Annotated in this window: 13 protein-coding genes; 12 read left to right on the forward strand and 1 reads right to left on the reverse strand. The window is 40.9% G+C overall.

Going from position 1 to position 17,855, the window contains the following annotated elements; translation table 11 throughout:
- The 11 genes from QM469_RS00060 (at position 1) to QM469_RS00110 (ending at position 14,724) form a co-directional block, all read left to right on the forward strand.
- Complete coding sequence (locus QM469_RS00060; protein ID WP_414275778.1) at positions 1 to 1,032, forward strand: acyltransferase family protein; 1,032 nt, start codon at positions 1 to 3, stop codon at positions 1,030 to 1,032.
- The gene (locus QM469_RS00065) at positions 1,025 to 1,993 is read left to right on the forward strand and encodes a glycosyltransferase family 2 protein (protein WP_414275779.1); all 969 of its coding nucleotides are present in this window, start codon (positions 1,025 to 1,027) and stop codon (positions 1,991 to 1,993) included. The genes QM469_RS00060 and QM469_RS00065 overlap by 8 nt, the downstream gene beginning before the upstream one ends.
- Before the next feature lie 190 nt (positions 1,994 to 2,183).
- Complete coding sequence (locus QM469_RS00070; RefSeq protein ID WP_414275780.1) at positions 2,184 to 4,868, forward strand: cation-translocating P-type ATPase; 2,685 nt, start codon at positions 2,184 to 2,186, stop codon at positions 4,866 to 4,868.
- Positions 4,869 to 4,976: 108 nt separating this feature from the next.
- A complete protein-coding gene (locus tag QM469_RS00075) occupies positions 4,977 to 5,387 on the forward strand; it encodes a peptide deformylase (RefSeq protein ID WP_414275781.1) in 411 nt (136 codons plus the stop codon).
- A 45-nt stretch (positions 5,388 to 5,432) separates the two neighbouring features.
- Positions 5,433 to 6,155: a peroxide stress protein YaaA gene (yaaA, locus tag QM469_RS00080; protein WP_414275782.1), complete on the forward strand. Its 723-nt coding sequence runs from the start codon at positions 5,433 to 5,435 to the stop codon at positions 6,153 to 6,155.
- 140 nt (positions 6,156 to 6,295) lie between these two features.
- Positions 6,296 to 7,582, forward strand: a complete 1,287-nt coding sequence (locus QM469_RS00085; protein ID WP_414275783.1) for a homoserine dehydrogenase — start codon at positions 6,296 to 6,298, stop codon at positions 7,580 to 7,582.
- 1 nt (position 7,583) lies between these two features.
- A complete protein-coding gene (gene thrB, locus QM469_RS00090; RefSeq protein ID WP_414275784.1) occupies positions 7,584 to 8,453 on the forward strand; it encodes a homoserine kinase in 870 nt (289 codons plus the stop codon).
- A gap of 278 nt (positions 8,454 to 8,731) precedes the next feature.
- Positions 8,732 to 9,670, forward strand: coding sequence for a peptide-methionine (R)-S-oxide reductase MsrB (gene msrB, locus QM469_RS00095; protein ID WP_414275785.1), 939 nt, complete (start codon positions 8,732 to 8,734; stop codon positions 9,668 to 9,670).
- Between the two features lie 50 nt (positions 9,671 to 9,720).
- A complete protein-coding gene (locus QM469_RS00100) occupies positions 9,721 to 11,445 on the forward strand; it encodes an ABC transporter ATP-binding protein (RefSeq protein WP_414275786.1) in 1,725 nt (574 codons plus the stop codon).
- A gap of 1 nt (position 11,446) precedes the next feature.
- Positions 11,447 to 13,195, forward strand: coding sequence for an ABC transporter ATP-binding protein (locus QM469_RS00105; protein WP_414275787.1), 1,749 nt, complete (start codon positions 11,447 to 11,449; stop codon positions 13,193 to 13,195).
- A gap of 269 nt (positions 13,196 to 13,464) precedes the next feature.
- A complete protein-coding gene (locus QM469_RS00110) occupies positions 13,465 to 14,724 on the forward strand; it encodes a TRZ/ATZ family protein (protein WP_414275788.1) in 1,260 nt (419 codons plus the stop codon).
- A gap of 178 nt (positions 14,725 to 14,902) precedes the next feature.
- Here the strand turns inward: QM469_RS00110 and QM469_RS00115 are convergent, their stop codons facing one another.
- Positions 14,903 to 16,381, reverse strand: a complete 1,479-nt coding sequence (locus tag QM469_RS00115; protein ID WP_414275789.1) for an oligosaccharide flippase family protein — start codon at positions 16,379 to 16,381, stop codon at positions 14,903 to 14,905.
- Positions 16,382 to 16,505: 124 nt separating this feature from the next.
- Between QM469_RS00115 and mecA the strand changes: the two genes are divergently transcribed.
- Entirely contained in the window at positions 16,506 to 17,243 is a 738-nt protein-coding gene (mecA, locus tag QM469_RS00120; protein ID WP_414308233.1) for an adaptor protein MecA, read from the forward strand.
- Positions 17,244 to 17,855: the final 612 nt, after the last annotated feature.

Here is a 17,855-nt window from a genome sequence, read left to right on the forward strand (position 1 = left end):
ATGAAAAAGCGCATAGGTTACCTAGATATGGCTAAGGGACTAGCAATCATACTTGTTATTATAGGGCATAGTAGCTTTGTACCTGGACCTGCAAAAATGCTCCTGTATGTTTTTCATATCCCCTTATTTTTTTTCTTATCGGGATTTACTTTAAATGTTACTAAATACAAAACGTTTAAGGAGTATTTTTTTAGTAAGGTGAAAAGTTTGGTTGTACCCTTTTTTTACCTGAATATTTTTGTTTTCCTCTTTCAACTCTTTGTGATGTATCCTGAACAAGTGTTTAGTTTTAACCTTATTCATTTTGCTAAACAATTATTACTGTCAGATAGACTGCATGTTTATTTTCAGTTATGGTTTCTGAATGTCATGTTCTTGGCTCATGTTGTTAGTTACTTCATTCTGAGAAGAAAATGGTCGATTGGTCAATGGATACTAATTGCTATTTCCCTCTTATTCTTGGTCGTTCTAGGACAAAAAGTTTATTCTTGGAATTTTTATCTTATCTGGAATATTGATCTAGTTCCTGTAGCCATCATTTTTACACTCTTAGGTGTCGGTGTGAGAAAATATTTAGCGCAACTGGAAAAGTTTTTTGCAATATACTATTTACCGCTTGCCTTATTGCTAACTATATTTGTTGGTAGGTTGAACTATCATTGGAGTGGGAAACAGATTGTTGATCTTTACTATCAACAGATTGGAAACCATCTCTTGTTTTACATTGCTGCAATTTCAGGTATATGGTCCACCCTCATATTCTTTAAGTCAATTCCTGAAATGACTCTCTTGAAATCAATCGGTCAAAGAACCTTGATTTACTATGGTGTCCATGCCCCGATTGTTTTAGTATTGGTAGAAAAATTAGTTTTACAATTATCTACAAGATATACCGGTATTTTTGTGAATGCCTATATTACAACAAGTGTTGTGACAATATTGACTTTGGTAGGGTGTGAATTGATTGTCAGAGTATTTAGAGGGACTAATTTCCCTTTTGGATTTAAGAGGTTAGGAGAAAAAGATGACTAGAAATAATCCGATTTTATATATCGTGATTCCATGTTATAACGAAGAGCAGGTATTGCCTCATACTAACCCAATGTTTGTGGGAAAAATAGAGGAGCTTGTGAAAAATCAAGAGGTTCATCCAAATAGTAAGGTCATGTATGTGAATGATGGCAGTAAGGATAAAACTTGGGAACTTATCCAAGAATATGCTTCATCGAATCCATTTGTTGTAGGTATTTCTCAAAGTCGAAACCGTGGTCATCAAAGTAGTGTTCTTGCTGGGATGTACGAAGCTGCAGAATTTGCGGATATCGTGATTACCATTGACGCAGATGGTCAAGATGATATTGATTGTATGAATCAGATGATTGCTGAATATAAGTCAGGTTCAGAGATTGTCTACGGCGTTCGTGATAACCGAGAGACAGATTCGGCTTTTAAACGTATTACAGCAGAGGGGTTCTATAAGGTGATGCAACTATTTGGAGCGGATGTCGTTTTTAATCATGCTGACTATCGTTTAGTCTCCAAACGTTTTATTCATGAACTTGCTAAATTTAAAGAAGTAAACTTATTTCTTCGAGGCATTATGCCTCTTGTAGGGTTTAAGTATTCCTACGTGACTTATAAACGCCATGAGCGGATTGCTGGTGAGAGTCACTATCCACTCTCTAAAATGCTTGGTCTAGCTATGGATGGAATTACTAGCTTATCGATTAAACCAATCCGTTTGATTACTAGCTTGGGAGTTATGACTTCACTGTTTAGTTTTTTGTTGATCATCTGGGTTTTGTGGAGCAAATTTGTTGGTACAGTAGTAGCTGGATGGGCCAGTACCTACGCCATTGTAAGCTTACTTGGCGGGGTTCAACTCATTAGTCTTGGTGTAATTGGGGAATATATCGGAAAAATCTATCTAGAAACGAAACAACGTCCAAGATATATTATCAGCGACCGCACCTATGATGAGAATAATGACTAACTCCACTCCAACCCTTGAAAACTTTTGAAATTCTGATATAATAGAACTACTCAAGGGAGTAGCTGGCGGTTAACCGCGATAGTGTCGTCATTACGAATTATTTCCGGCACTATATTAAACAGCGAGACTTGTTTTTTTAAAAAACAGGTCTCTTTTTTTGTAAAAAGAGGCCAAAAAGGAGGAGACTGTTTTGTCAAAAGAACAAAATAAAGATTTGTTTTACACACAATCTTCTGAGGAAGTCCTAAAGAATCTGGACTCATCTGTCGAAGGTTTGTCAACTGCTCAAGCTCAAGAACGCTTAGCGACTTATGGTCGAAATGAGTTAGAAGAGGGCGAAAAACGTAGCCTACTAGCTAAATTCCTTGATCAATTTAAGGATCTGATGATTATCATCTTGCTAGCGGCAGCCGCACTTTCTGTCATTACAGAAGGAATGGATGGTTTAACAGATGCCATTATTATCTTGGCCGTTGTTGTCTTGAATGCAGCCTTTGGTGTTTACCAAGAAGGTCAAGCTGAAGCAGCTATTGAAGCGTTAAAAAATATGTCTAGCCCGATGGCTCGTGTTCGTCGTGATGGTCATGTCATTGAGATTGACTCAAAAGAATTGGTGCCTGGGGACATCGTCTTGCTAGAAGCTGGAGATGTGGTGCCTGCCGATATGCGTTTGCTTGAAGCGGCGTCTCTTAAAATCGAAGAAGCTGCTCTTACTGGTGAATCTGTACCAGTTGAAAAAGATATTACTCAAGTGGTAGAAGCAGATGCTGGTATTGGGGACCGCGTTAATATGAGTTACCAAAACTCAAACGTAACTTACGGTCGTGGTATTGGTGTCGTAACCAATACTGGTATGTATACAGAAGTTGGTAAGATTGCAGATATGTTGGCTAATGCCGATGAGACAGAAACACCATTGAAGCAAAGCTTGGAACAATTATCTAAAGCCTTGACTTACTTAATCGTTGTGATTGCGATTATCACTTTCTTGGTTGGTGTCTTCGTTCGTGGTGAGCATCCGTTGGAAGGCTTGATGGTTGCAGTTGCTCTTGCGGTTGCAGCGATTCCAGAAGGTCTCCCTGCCATTGTAACCATCGTTCTTTCTTTGGGAACTACAACTCTGGCTAAACGTAATTCAATCGTTCGTAAATTGCCAGCCGTTGAAACACTTGGTTCAACAGAAATCATTGCATCTGATAAAACAGGTACCTTGACCATGAACCAAATGACTGTTGAAAAAGTTTATACTAACGGTCAATTGCAAAGCTCTGCAGCTGAGATTGCTGCGAGCAACAATACCCTTCGTATCATGAACTTTGCCAATGACACTAAAGTGGACCCATCTGGCAAATTGATTGGTGACCCAACGGAGACTGCCTTGGTACAGTTTGGTTTGGACCACAACTTTGATGTTCGTGAAATCTTGAAGGATGAGCCACGTGTGGCAGAATTGCCATTTGACTCAGACCGTAAACTTATGTCTACGATCCATAAGGAAGCAGACGGTACTTACTTTATCGCTGTTAAGGGTGCTCCTGACCAATTGCTCAAACGTGTGACTCGTATCGAAGTCAATGGGGAAGTTCGTCCCATCACAGAAGAAGACAAACAAGCTATCCTTGCCACCAACAAAGACTTGGCCAAACAAGCCCTTCGTGTCTTGATGATGGCTTATAAGACAAGCAAGGAAATCCCAACTTTGGAATCTGAAATCGTTGAGTCTGACCTCATCTTCTCTGGTTTGGTCGGCATGATTGACCCTGAGCGTCCAGAAGCTGCAGAAGCTGTACGTGTCGCTAAAGAAGCAGGTATCCGCCCAATCATGATCACGGGTGACCACCAAGATACAGCTGAAGCCATTGCCAAACGTCTTGGAATCATTGATCCAAATGATACAGAAGACCATGTCTTCACGGGTGCTGAGTTGAATGAACTCACGGATGAAGAATTCCAAAAAGTCTTCAAGCAATACTCTGTTTATGCTCGTGTATCACCTGAGCACAAGGTTCGTATCGTGAAAGCATGGCAAAATGAAGGTAAGGTTGTTGCTATGACGGGTGATGGGGTCAACGATGCACCATCACTTAAGACAGCGGATATTGGTATCGGTATGGGGATTACAGGTACAGAAGTTTCTAAGGGAGCTTCGGATATGGTCCTTGCTGATGATAACTTTGCAACTATTATCGTAGCGGTAGAAGAAGGACGTAAGGTCTTCTCTAATATCCAAAAATCCATTCAATACCTCTTGTCTGCCAATATGGCTGAAGTCTTCACGATTTTCTTTGCAACCTTGTTAGGTTGGGATGTGCTTCAACCAGTGCATTTGCTATGGATTAACCTGGTAACAGATACGCTACCAGCCATCGCCCTTGGTGTGGAACCAGCTGAGCCAGGTGTCATGACCCACAAACCACGTGGCCGTAAGTCTAACTTCTTTGATGGTGGTGTCTTCGGAGCAATCATTTATCAAGGGATCTTCCAAACGATGCTGGTTTTAGGTGTTTATGGTTGGGCTCTTCTCTTCCCAGAGCACCAAAGTCATACTGAAATCCATGCGGATGCCCTTACCATGGCTTTTGCAACTCTCGGTTTGATCCAATTGCTTCATGCCTTTAACGTTAAGTCGGTTTACCAATCGATCTTTAAAGTGGGACTCTTTACAAACAAGACCTTTAACTGGTCTATCCCAGTTGCCTTCGTCCTCTTTGTGGTGACAATTTTGGTTCCTGGATTTAATAATCTCTTCCACGTGTCACATTTGAGTTTGACTCAATGGATGGTGGTCGCTGTAGGAGCGCTTATGATTGTAGTCCTTGTTGAGATTGTCAAAGCAGTTCAACGAGCGCTTGGAAAAGATAAAAACGCTATTTAATGCACTATGAAAGTCATCTTCGGATGGCTTTCTTGTTTTTATGTAAAGATAAAAGTCAATAGATTTTATGCTATAATCAAGTAGAGAAAAAGATGGAGGAAAGAAGACTTGGAAAAGAAAATCGTAAGAGATATGATATTTTTATCGCAGGTATCCCAGCCTGCTAGTCAGGAGGATTTACCTCTAGCAAGGGATTTGCAAGATACCCTAGAGGCCAATCGTGAGACCTGTGTTGGACTAGCGGCTAATATGATTGGGGAGCAAAAGCGAGTGATTATTTTTAATATCGGCATGATTCCCATGGTCATGTTTAATCCCATCCTCAAATCTTTTGAAGGGCCTTACGAGACCGAGGAAGGATGTTTGTCTCTGACGGGTGTGAGACCGACAACCAGGTATGAAAAAATTACCGTATCCTATAGAGATATTCATTGGAAAGAACAGACCATTACCCTGACGGGTTTTCCAGCTCAGATCTGTCAGCATGAACTCGATCATTTAGAAGGTCGTATTATTTAGGCTCAAATCCTTGGTGCTCCTAGAAAAATATGCTACACTAAAACTATGAAAATTCTAATCCCAACCGCAAAAGAAATGAACACTAGTCTTCCGACTGTAAAAGCAAAACCCTTGTGTCCTGAAAGTCAGGCAGTACTAGACGAACTAACTATATATTCTGCTCAAGAACTGGAAAATTTTTATAAAATCTCTGCCGAAAAGGCGCAAGAGGAGTATGAACGCATCCAAGCTTTAAAAAATGGAACTGCAAACTCTTATCCTGCTTTGCAACTCTTTGATGGACTCATGTACCGCAACATCAAAAGGGACAATCTAAGCAAGGTTGAACAAGCCTATCTGGAGAAACACCTCATGATAACGTCAGCTCTTTACGGTGTGATTCCAGCCTTTGCACCCATCGCTCCTCATAGACTAGATTTTATGATGAAGCTCAAGGTTAGAGGCAAAAGTCTTACAAAACATTGGCAAGCGGCATACGAAGAATCTATGCAAGAAGAATCATTAATTTTTTCTCTCTTGTCTTCGGAATTTGAAACTGTCTTCCCTAAAGAGGTTCGCGAGCAAATGGTGACCTTTAAGTTTATGGAAGACAGAGATGGAAAACTTAAAGTCCACTCAACCATTTCAAAGAAAGCTAGAGGTGCTTTCTTAATAGCCTTGATGGAAAATCAGATGACTTCGGTAGAAGAAATCAAAAAGCTCAGCTTTGCAGGTTTCCACTATCGAGAAGACCTGTCTACTGGCAAGGAATTGGCTTTTGTGAAATAGATTGAAAATAGAGTCTGCCCTAGGTTGTATCAGGGCAGGCTTTTTTATGATTTGACGCTCCTATTTTTAGTTCAGAATGGTAGGAATTTTCGCACAATTTTGGTATAATAGGACTATTAGAAAATTTCGAGGAGACAAACATGTCAGTTAAGATTGCTTTACTTGGATTTGGTACAGTAGCCAGTGGTGTACCATTCTTGCTAAAGGAAAATGGAGAAAAAATTGTTCAAGCAGCACATTCAGAAATTGAAGTAGCTAAAGTTTTGGTCAAAGACGATGAAGAGAAAGCACGCTTGCTTGAAGCAGGAAATGATTTTAATTTTGTAACAAATATTGATGAAATCTTGTCAGACAAAGATATCACAATCGTTGTTGAGTTGATGGGACGTATCGAACCGGCAAAAACATTTATCACTCGTGCTTTAGAATCAGGGAAACATGTCGTGACAGCAAACAAGGACCTTTTGGCTGTTCATGGTGCAGAATTGCTTGAGATTGCCAAAGCTCATAATGTTGCTCTTTATTATGAAGCAGCTGTTGCGGGAGGAATCCCAATTCTTCGTACCTTGGTCAACTCACTAGCATCAGACAAAATCACACGTGTTCTTGGTGTCGTCAATGGCACATCAAACTTCATGATGACTAAAATGGTAGAAGAAGGTTGGTCTTATGCAGATGCCCTTGCTGAAGCCCAACGACTTGGCTTTGCTGAGAGCGACCCAACCAATGACGTTGACGGGATTGATGCAGCCTACAAGATGGTCATCCTTAGCCAGTTTGCATTTGGGATGAATGTCAAATTTGAAGATGTGGCCCATCAAGGAATCCGCAACATCACTCCAGAGGATGTGGCAGTTGCCCAAGATCTTGGTTATGTGGTTAAATTAGTAGGTTCTATCGAAGAAACACCATCTGGAATCGCTGCCGAGGTTACACCAACTTTCCTTCCTAAGGCTCACCCACTTGCAAGTGTCAATGGGGTCATGAATGCAGTCTTTGTGGAGTCTATTGGTATCGGTGAATCTATGTACTACGGACCAGGTGCCGGACAAAAACCAACTGCGACGAGTGTCGTAGCTGATATCGTTCGTATCGTTCGTCGTTTGAATGACGGTACAATTGGAAAAGCCTTTAATGAATACAGCCGCCCAGTGGTCTTAGCTAAGCCAGAAGATGTCAAAGCTAACTATTATTTCTCAATCTTGGCTCCTGACTCAAAAGGTCAAGTCTTGAAATTGGCTGAGCTCTTTAATGCGGAAGATATCTCCTTCAAGCAAATCCTTCAAGATGGTAAGCAAGAAGGCAAGGCTCGTGTTGTCATCATCACTCATAAAATCAACAAGGCGCAACTTGAAAATATTACAGCAGCTTTGAAGGGTGTAACTGAATTTGAACTTCTCAACACCTTCAAGGTTTTAGGAGACTAAGATGAAGATTATTGTACCCGCTACGAGTGCCAATGTGGGTCCTGGTTTTGACTCAGTTGGTGTAGCTGTAACCAAGTATCTAGAAATTCAGGTTTGTGAGGAACGTGAAGAATGGATGATCGAGCACCAATTAGGCAAATGGATTCCACGGGATGAGCGTAATCTTTTGCTGAAGATTGCTTTACAAATTGTTCCAGACCTACAACCACGACGTTTGAAAATGATTAGTGATATTCCTCTTGCACGTGGGCTTGGTTCTTCTAGTTCAGTCATCGTTGCAGGGATTGAGCTGGCAAATCAACTCGGAAACTTGAAGCTAAGCAAACATGAAAAATTACAGTTGGCGACTAAGATTGAGGGACACCCTGATAATGTTGCACCTGCTATCTATGGAAATCTCGTCATTGCAAGCTCAGTCGAAGATCAGGTTTCAGCAGTTGTGGCTCCTTTCCCAGAGTGTGCTTTCTTAGCTTATATTCCAAACTATGAATTGCGTACTCGCGATAGTCGTGGTGTCTTGCCTAAGAAACTTTCTTACAAGGAAGCTGTTGCAGCAAGTTCTATCGCCAATGTAGCTATTGCAGCTCTACTGACTGGTGACATGGTTAAAGCAGGCCAAGCTATCGAGAGTGACCTCTTCCACGAGCGTTACCGTCAAGAACTGGTGCGAGAATTTGCGACCATCAAAAAAGTTGCCAAGAAAAATGGTGCTTATGCAACCTACCTCTCTGGAGCTGGTCCGACTGTCATGGTCTTGGCTGACCCTGACAAGATGCCAAAGATTAAGGCAGAGCTTGAAAAGCAACCTTTCAAAGGCAAGCTTCATGACTTGCAAGTAGACACAGAAGGCGTTCGCGTCGAAGAAAAATAAATATAGCGATAGGATGGGGAAACTCTCTATTAGAGGGCTTCCTGTCCTTTTTTTGAAAATGAAACGTGAGAACTGATACTCAATGAAAATCAAAGAGCAAACTAGGAAGCGAGCCGCAGGTTGCTCAAAGCAATGCTTTGAGGTTGTAGATAAGACTGACGATGTCAGTTACATATATCTACGGCAAGGCGACGCTGACATGGTTTGAATTTGATTTTCGAAGAGTATGAAAGGTTTCCCGTGTTTAGCGACCGATAGTTGGTCAAGGAGGATTTGAAATGGCAGAAATATATCTAGCAGGCGGTTGTTTTTGGGGCTTGGAAGAGTACTTTTCACGTATTTCTGGAGTGTTGCAAACCAGTGTTGGTTACGCTAATGGTCAAGTTGAAACTACCAATTATCAATTAATCAAAGAAACAGATCATGCAGAGACTGTGCAAGTTATCTATGATGAAAAAGCAGTCTCGCTCCGTGAGATTTTGCTTTATTATTTCCGAGTCATTGATCCATTATCTGTCAACCAACAAGGAAACGACCGTGGTCGTCAGTACCGCACAGGGATTTATTATCAAGACGAAGAGGATTTACCGACTATCTATGCTCTTGTCCAAGAGCAGGAGCGCATGCTTGGACGCAAGATAGCAGTAGAAGTGGAGAAGCTTCGTCACTATATCCTGGCTGAGGACTATCACCAAGACTACCTCAAGAAAAATCCTGGTGGTTATTGCCACATTGATGTGAGGGATGCGGAGAAACCACTGATAGATGCCGCCAACTATGAAAAACCTAGTCAGGCAGTTTTAAGAGAAAATTTGTCAGAAGAGTCCTATAGAGTCACGCAAGAGGCAGCGACGGAAGCTCCCTTTAGCAATGCTTATGACCAAACTTTTGAGGAAGGGATTTATGTCGATATCACGACTGGGGAGCCCCTCTTCTTTGCCAAGGATAAGTTTGCCTCAGGCTGTGGTTGGCCAAGTTTTAGCCGTCCTATTTCCAAGGAACTCATTCATTACTACCAGAACTTGAGTCATGGTATGGAACGTATCGAAGTCCGGTCACGTTCAGGAAATGCTCACTTGGGACATGTCTTTACAGACGGGCCTCAGGAACTAGGTGGCTTACGCTATTGTATCAATTCTGCCTCTCTACGATTCATCGCTAAGGATGAAATGGAAGAGGCTGGTTATGGCTACCTACTTCCATATTTGAACAAATAAAAGAAGATGGTGGTTTTTCCACCTTCTTCATTTTGAATTAGAAGGGACATATGAAACAATTACTTTCTTACTTTAAACCCTATCTCAAGGAGTCTTTCCTAGCACCCTTGTTTAAGCTGCTAGAAGCTGTTTTTGAACTCTTGGTACCCATGGTGATAGCTGGGATTGTCGACCAATCCATCCCTCAAAAAGATCAAGCTCATCTCTGGATGCAAATGGGTCTCCTCTTTGTGTTTGCAGTTATCGGCGTTTTGGTAGCCTTAGTAGCTCAGTTTTACTCAGCCAAGGCGTCGGTCGGATTTGCTAAAGAGTTGACCAATGATCTCTATCGTCATATTCTCTCCTTGCCCAAGGATAGTAGAGACCGTTTGACGACTTCGAGTTTGGTGACGCGTTTGACTTCAGATACCTATCAGATTCAGACAGGGATCAATCAATTTTTACGCTTATTTTTAAGGGCGCCTATTATTGTTTTCGGTGCCATTTTCATGGCCTATCGCCTCTCGCCTGAATTGACCTTCTGGTTCTTGGTCATGGTTGCCATTTTGACCCTTGTCATTGTCGTTCTGTCACGGTTGGTCAATCCCCTCTACAGTAGTTTGAGAAAGAAAACTGACCAGCTGGTTCAGGAGACGCGCCAACAGATACAAGGTATGCGTGTGATTCGTGCCTTTGGTCAAGAAAAACGAGAAATTGAACATTTCCAAGTACTAAACCAAGTCTATATGGCTATCCAAATGAAAACAGGATACTGGTCCAGTCTCTTGACCCCCTTGACCTATTTGATCGTCAACGGAACTCTGCTGGTGATTATCTGGAATGGCTATTTTTCTATCCAGGGAGGCTGGCTCAGTCAGGGAGCCTTGATTGCTTTAATCAACTATCTCCTGCAAATCTTGGTAGAGTTGATTAAACTAGCCATGCTGATTAATTCACTCAACCAGTCCTATATATCAGCTAAGCGAATTGAGGAAGTCTTCGCTGAAGAACCTGAAGATATACTGGCAGAAATTGCTCAAAAAGAAACTTCCTCGAACCAGTCCTTACGAGTTGAACATTTATCCTTTACCTATCCAGATGCTGCCCAACCTTCTCTGAGAGATATTTCTTTTGCTATGCAACAAGGACAAATTCTTGGAATCATTGGGGGAACTGGTTCTGGTAAGTCAACCTTGGTACAAGTCCTACTTGGGCTCTATCCGGCAGATAAGGGAAGCATTTCCCTTTATCGAGATGGACGTAGTCCTCGCGATCTTTCTGAATGGCGATCGTGGATGGCCTATGTCCCTCAAAAGGTTGAACTTTTTAAAGGAACCATTCGTTCTAACTTGACTCTGGGTATGGATGAGGCAGTCTCTGACCATGAACTCTGGCAGGCCTTGGAAATTGCCCAGGCCAAGGACTTTGTCAGTGAAAAGGAAGGTCAGTTGGACGCAGAAGTTCAAGCAGGCGGCCGTAATTTCTCAGGTGGGCAAAAACAACGTTTATCTATTGCCAGAGCAGTTTTACGTCAAGCTCCTTTTCTCATCCTCGATGATGCGACTTCAGCCCTTGATACCATCACCGAGTCCAATCTTCTAAAGGCCATTCAGGAGAACTTGCCAAACACCAGCTTGGTTTTGATTTCCCAACGAACTTCAACCTTGAAGATTGCTGATCAAATTCTCCTTTTAGAAAAAGGTCAGCAATTAGCGCTTGGAAATCATGAGGAATTGATGAAATCTAGCCAAGTCTATCGTGAAATCAATGCATCCCAACATGGAAAGGAGGACTAGAATGAAAGGTAAACATGCAAGTCAAACCCTCAAACAATTGGCAAAAGATTTAGCAAGTCATCCCGTCCTTCTTTTCCTGGCTTTCTTAGGAACCATTGCTCAAGTGGCCCTATCAATCTATCTTCCAATCTTGATTGGACAAGTAATTGACCAAGTCCTAGTGACGGGCTCATCTCAGGTATTTTGGCAGATTTTTCTCCAGATGATATTGGTGGTCATAGGAAATACACTGGTACAATGGGTCAATCCTCTCCTCTATAACCGTCTTATTTTCTCCTATACCAGAGATTTACGTGAAAAAATCATTCAAAAACTCCATCGTCTCCCGATTGCCCTTGTAGATAGACAGGGGAGTGGAGAAATGGTCAGCCGTGTGACGACAGACATCGAGCAGTTAGCAGCGGGACTGAATATGATTTTCAACCAATTTTTCATCGGAGTTCTGATGATTTTGGTCAGTATCCTTGCTATGCTTCAAATTCATCTTTTGATGACTCTATTAGTTCTGCTCTTAACACCTCTGTCTATGGTCATTTCACGCTTTATCGCCAAGAGATCCTACTATCTCTTTCAAAAACAGACAGAGTCTAGGGGTATTCAAACCCAGCTAATCGAGGAATCGCTCACCCAACAGAACATTATCCAGTCTTTTAATGCCCAGGAAGAATTTATCGAGAGACTTCATGAGGCAAATGATAACTACGCAGGTTATTCTCAGTCGGCTATCTTTTATTCTTCGACAGTCAATCCTTCAACCCGTTTTGTAAATGCCCTTATTTATGCTCTTCTTGCTGGAGTTGGTGCTTTCCGTATCATGATGGGCTCTACTTTGACAGTTGGACGTTTAGTGACCTTTTTGAACTATGTGCAGCAGTACACTAAGCCTTTTAATGATATTTCATCGGTCTTAGCTGAGTTGCAAAGTGCCTTGGCTTGTGCAGAACGTGTTTATACTGTTTTAGAAAGCCCTGAGATTAGAGAAACAGGTCTTGAAGTCTTGAACAGCGACCAGGTCAAGGGAGCTATTTCCTTTAAGCATGTTTCTTTTGGCTACAACCCTGAAAAGATCTTAATCAAGGACTTGTCTATTGATATTCCAGCTGGTAGTAAGGTTGCTATCGTTGGACCAACGGGTGCTGGGAAATCTACCCTTATCAATCTCCTCATGCGTTTTTACCCGATTAACTCTGGAGATATTTTACTGGATGGCCGTTCCATTTATGACTATACTCGAGCTTCTCTTCGACAGCAGTTTGGAATGGTGCTTCAAGAAACCTGGCTCAAGCAAGGAAGCATTCATGACAATATTGCCTTTGGCAATCCTGATGCTAGTCGAGAGCAGGTTATTGCAGCAGCTAAGGCAGCCAACGCAGATTTCTTTATCCAACAGTTGCCCCAGGGTTATAATACTAAGTTAGAAAATGCGGGTGAATCCTTGTCTGTTGGTCAGGCTCAGCTCTTGACCATTGCCCGTGTCTTTCTAGCCATTCCTAAGATTCTGATCTTAGATGAGGCGACTTCATCCATCGATACCCGGACAGAGATCTTGGTTCAGGATGCCTTTGCCAAACTCATGAAGGGGCGGACAAGCTTTATCATCGCTCACCGTTTATCGACCATTCAGGATGCTGATTTGATTCTTGTCTTGGTGGATGGAGATATTGTCGAGTATGGCAATCATCAGGAACTCATGGCGAGAAAAGGCAAATACTATCAAATGCAAGAAGCAGCTGCTTTTAGTCCAGAATAGACTTTTAATCGTTTATAAAGCAAATACAGAATAAAAGTTGCCTTCGGGTGACTTTTTTGTTACAATAGCTAGAAAAATTATCTAGTATGAAAGCTAATACTCAATGAAAATCAAAGAGCAAACTAGGAAGCTAGCCGCAGGTTGCTCAAAGCACTGCTTTGAGGTTGTAGATAGAACTGACGAAGTCAGTAACATATATACGGCTAGGCGACGCTGACGTGGTTTGAATTTGATTTTCGAAGAGTATAATTTAGAAAAGGAGCCTATTGATGAAAGTCTTTCAGCATGTAAATATCGTGACTTGTGACCAAGATTTCCATGTCTACATGGATGGTATCTTAGCTCTTGAAAATTCTCAAATCGTCTATGTCGGTCAGGAAAATCAAGAAATTCTCAAGCAAGCAAATCAAATCATAGACTATCAGGGTGCTTGGATCATGCCTGGTTTGGTTAACTGCCATACTCACTCTGCAATGACAGGCTTGAGGGGGATTCGTGATGATAGCAATCTCCACGAATGGCTAGAAGACTATATCTGGCCAGCAGAAGCAGAATTTACACCAGAGATGACTACAAAGGCCGTCAAAGAGGCGCTAACAGAGATGCTCCAGTCAGGAACGACAACTTTCAATGATATGTACAATCCCAATGGAGTGGAGATAGAGAAGATTTATGATGCAGTCAAGGCATCCAAGATGCGTTGCTATTTCTCTCCGACCCTCTTTTCTTCAGAAACCGAGACGACGGATGAAACCATAGCCAGAACTCGATCTGTTATCGAGACAATCAAAGGCTATCAGGATTCCAAGTTCAAGGTTATGGTGGCTCCTCATTCGCCCTACAGTTGTAGTCGAGAATTGTTAGAGGCTAGTTTGAACCTAGCAAAAGAAGAAGATATTCCACTTCATATTCATGTGGCAGAAACAAAAGAAGAGTCAGGGATTATCCTGAAACGTTATGGTAAACGTCCAATAGCCTTTCTAGATGAACTTGGCTATTTAGATCATCAGGCTGTATTTGCCCACGGTGTGGAGTTAAATGAAGCAGAAATTACCCGCTTGGCAGATTCACAAGTCGCTATCGCCCACAATCCTATCAGCAATCTCAAGCTAGCCTCAGGCATTGCACCAGTCGTCCAACTTCAAAAGGCAGGGGTGCCAGTCGGGATTGCGACTGACTCAGTTGCCTCTAACAATAACCTGGATATGTTTGAGGAAGGGCGGACTGCAGCACTCTTGCAGAAGATGAAGAGTGGTGATGCCAGTCAATTTCCAATCGAGACTGCCCTTAAAGCCTTGACGATCGAGGGTGCTAAGGTGTTAGGAATGGAAGATGTGATTGGTAGTATAGAAGTTGGCAAGCAGGCTGACTTTCTCGTTATTCAGCCCCAAGGTAAAATTCATCTCCAACCACAAGAAAACATGCTTTCTCACTTAGTTTATGCCGTGAAATCCAGTGATGTCAATGACGTCTATATTGCAGGTGAGCAAGTCGTGAGAGCTGGGAAGGTACTAACAGTAGATTTGTAAGTGATACTCTTTCTAATTTTTTAAAGCTAGGTCGGTGTCGTCTTGAACTCGTTTGCTCTAACAAGTTCATTGAGTGAGTATTTATTGTGTAGGCCGTATAGAAAAAAGAAGACTCTGTAAGGTCTTCTTTTTGTTACATAATATTTAATTTGAACATTTTTGAGAAGGCTAATGACCTCTATCCTCTTTTAATCTTAGCACGAACTAGATCAAGTGCATAATGAAGTGTTTTATCTTTGATAATAAAGAGTGTGATAGCGTAATAGATGCCACAAGCTGCGATTGTAGAAAGAACCATGCTGATCATATTCATCGTAACTTCGTAGCTATGAACTTGGAAGAGGGTTTTAAAAACAAAATAAATTGGGATGAAACCGAGTGACACGATTGTGTAGCGAGTTAAGGTTGTAAAAATCTCTTTCAAATCCAATAGTTTGTACTTCTTAATAAAGCGAATCTCTAGCAGAACCACAATTGCTTCAGCTAGAACGGTTGTTCCAATGTAGTATTCAGGAGTGAAGATATTATTGAAAAACAGCAAGGAGTTAAATAGAATATTTGCACCACCTCCGATAAAGTAGAAAGCAGTCAAGTGATTTTCATGGTCATTGATAAAGATAATTTGTTTAGCAAGGATTAATTCGATGGCCCAGATAATGGTACGAAAGGCAAAGACACTTGTTACAATTCCGGCTTCTAGATATTTCTCAGAAGAGTAAATAACTGTAGCATAGGTTCCCAAAACCATAATACCAATACTGGTAGGAATCATGAGGAAGTAAAAGAGGGATGCGCCCTGATTGACCAAATTTTTATAAGAAGTAAAATCTTTTTTTCCTAGATAATAACCAAGTCGTGGGATGCTGACGTTGATAGCTCCGCTAAGGACACTAGCGATCAGCATAACGATACTGGAGGCGATGGTGTAGTATGAGATGTAATTCTCATCAGGTCCTTTGGTAATAAACATACGGTCTAGCAAGGTATAGAGCATATTAGCATTTGCTAGAAGGAGCATAGTTAGGAGAGGTTTAGATGACTTGAGAAGTTCGATGAACTCAATCTTAACAAAGGAGACCTCTCGTTTAATCCAGAGGAAGCTTAGCAGATAGTTGATGATAGTTGTCGCACTCATGATGGTAGCATAAGGGACGATATCATCAGGTGTCTTAACGAAAGCGAAGATAGCGACCAACATTCCAATCCGAATAACCAGTGTTTTATAAAGGATAAAAGAATAATTCTCGTAGGCTTCATTCATCCACTCGATATTTAGAAATTGAAAGAGTGCTTGGATTCCAAGGATATAATAAAGGATTTTGAGGTTGACAATACTGGTATCAAAGTGAATAAAGAGGAAGTAGATAACTGTTGTTACAACTGAAGTAATTAGCGAAATATAGAATAACTTAGAAAAGACATAATTGATCTTGTTTTTGTCATCCTTAACTTTACTAATGGCTCGAATCCCATAATTGTAAATCCCAAAGGCAGCGAGTGGAATGACAAAGCTTGCCCAGGTGTTGGCAGTGTTGAAGTAACCGTAATTCGATTTGCTAAGAATCCGCGTTAGATAGGGATTAGTAATCAAAGGAAAAACGATATTCAAGATATTGACCAGCAAGCTAGCCAAAGCATTAACTTTTATATTTTTCATGAAACTTTCTTTCTTACATTCTAAAATAGATACTAGTATTATATCACATTCCAACGCCATTCTTTTGATAAAATTTTTGAAATCTTGTATAATAGATAGAACTGAAAGTATGAGGTTACGAACTATGAAAATGAAACAAATCAGTGATACGACTTTAAAAATCACCATGTCTCTAGAAGATTTGATGGATCGTGGAATGGAAATCGCAGACTTTCTCGTTCCACAGGAAAAAACAGAAGAATTTTTCTATGCAATCTTGGATGAGTTAGAGATGCCAGATAGCTTCTTGGATACAGGTATGCTTAGTTTTCGAGTAACACCTAAGCCAGACAAGGTTGATGTTTTTGTGACCAAGTCTAAGATTGATCAGAATTTGGACTTTGACGATTTGGCAGACCTTCCAGATATGGATGAATTGGCCAAAATGTCTCCAGATGAGTTTTTGAAAACCTTGGAGAAAACCATGGCAGAAAAAACTAAAGATGATATTGAAGCTATTCAATCTTTAGAGCAGGTTGAAAAGGAAGAAGAAGCAGCGCTTGATGAAGCCCTCGAAGTAGAAGAAGGAAAAAGAGAGCCTTATATCTACTACATCTTATGTTTTGACGATTTATCTAATTTGGTTTCTTTGGCCAAAACGGTTGACTACCAAATGGAGACTTCAGAACTCTACAAGATGAATGACCAGTACTATCTAACAGTCTTAGTTGATGTAGAAGACCAACCTAGCCTTTATCCAGCTTGGTTGTTGGCACGTATGCGAGAATTTGCGGATGATAGTGATATCAGCCGTTCTGTCCTACAAGAATATGGGCAATTACTCATCAATCATGATGCTGTTCAAGGACTCCAAAAAGTTTAATCTAGAAAAAGAGGTTGGGACAAAAGATCCCGACCTCACTTTTTATTAGCAATCAAACTTTGACGCGGTAGATGATTGAACTTTTTGTTCGTCTTTTATACTCTTCGAAAATCAAATTCAAACCACGTCAGCGTCACCTTGCCGTACTCAGGTACAGCCTGCGGCTAGCTTCCTAGTTTGCTCTTTGATTTTCATTGAGTATTAGACTCCAAAAAGCTCCTAATCATCCTCGCGGGGCTGGGACTACGAAATCTAGACTTTGTCTATTGATTTCTGTCCCACCGCCTTTTGTTATCTTCTCTGTAAAATCTATTTTTAAAAAATTGGATACAGTTTGTATTCAAAAAATTGCTATATTATAATTTGATAGTAGAATTAAAATTTTAGCATAATTTCAAGAAAATTTTCTGAATGGTCAAAGGTTGGTACAAAGTAGAAAAAAAGTCCAAAAAATAAGGTAAAGTAGTAGCTTAAAAGTAAGAAATGGGGTAGAATGGAGGAAGTTACTTTCGGTAGTTTAGAATCGAATTGACTGACAAATCTTTTAGGTGTAAATGTTGTTACATCAACGATTTTACTAAACTATTATATTTTTTTGTTTTCAAAGTATAA

Source organism: Streptococcus infantis (genome assembly GCF_047464215.1).
In the GTDB taxonomy this organism is placed as follows: Bacteria; Bacillota; Bacilli; order Lactobacillales; family Streptococcaceae; genus Streptococcus; species Streptococcus infantis_P.

Bases quoted from the DNA above. Each gene is read 5' to 3' on its own strand.
- QM469_RS00115 (WP_414275789.1), bottom strand. From the start codon at position 16,381: ATGAAAAATATAAAAGTTAATGCTTTGGCTAGCTTGCTGGTCAATATC.
- mecA (WP_414308233.1), top strand. From the start codon at position 16,506: ATGAAAATGAAACAAATCAGTGATACGACTTTAAAAATCACCATGTCT.
- msrB (WP_414275785.1), top strand. From the start codon at position 8,732: ATGGCAGAAATATATCTAGCAGGCGGTTGTTTTTGGGGCTTGGAAGAG.
- QM469_RS00085 (WP_414275783.1), top strand. From the start codon at position 6,296: ATGTCAGTTAAGATTGCTTTACTTGGATTTGGTACAGTAGCCAGTGGT.
- yaaA (WP_414275782.1), top strand. From the start codon at position 5,433: ATGAAAATTCTAATCCCAACCGCAAAAGAAATGAACACTAGTCTTCCG.
- thrB (WP_414275784.1), top strand. From the start codon at position 7,584: ATGAAGATTATTGTACCCGCTACGAGTGCCAATGTGGGTCCTGGTTTT.
- QM469_RS00065 (WP_414275779.1), top strand. From the start codon at position 1,025: ATGACTAGAAATAATCCGATTTTATATATCGTGATTCCATGTTATAAC.
- QM469_RS00060 (WP_414275778.1), top strand. From the start codon at position 1: ATGAAAAAGCGCATAGGTTACCTAGATATGGCTAAGGGACTAGCAATC.
- QM469_RS00105 (WP_414275787.1), top strand. From the start codon at position 11,447: ATGAAAGGTAAACATGCAAGTCAAACCCTCAAACAATTGGCAAAAGAT.
- QM469_RS00100 (WP_414275786.1), top strand. From the start codon at position 9,721: ATGAAACAATTACTTTCTTACTTTAAACCCTATCTCAAGGAGTCTTTC.
- QM469_RS00110 (WP_414275788.1), top strand. From the start codon at position 13,465: ATGAAAGTCTTTCAGCATGTAAATATCGTGACTTGTGACCAAGATTTC.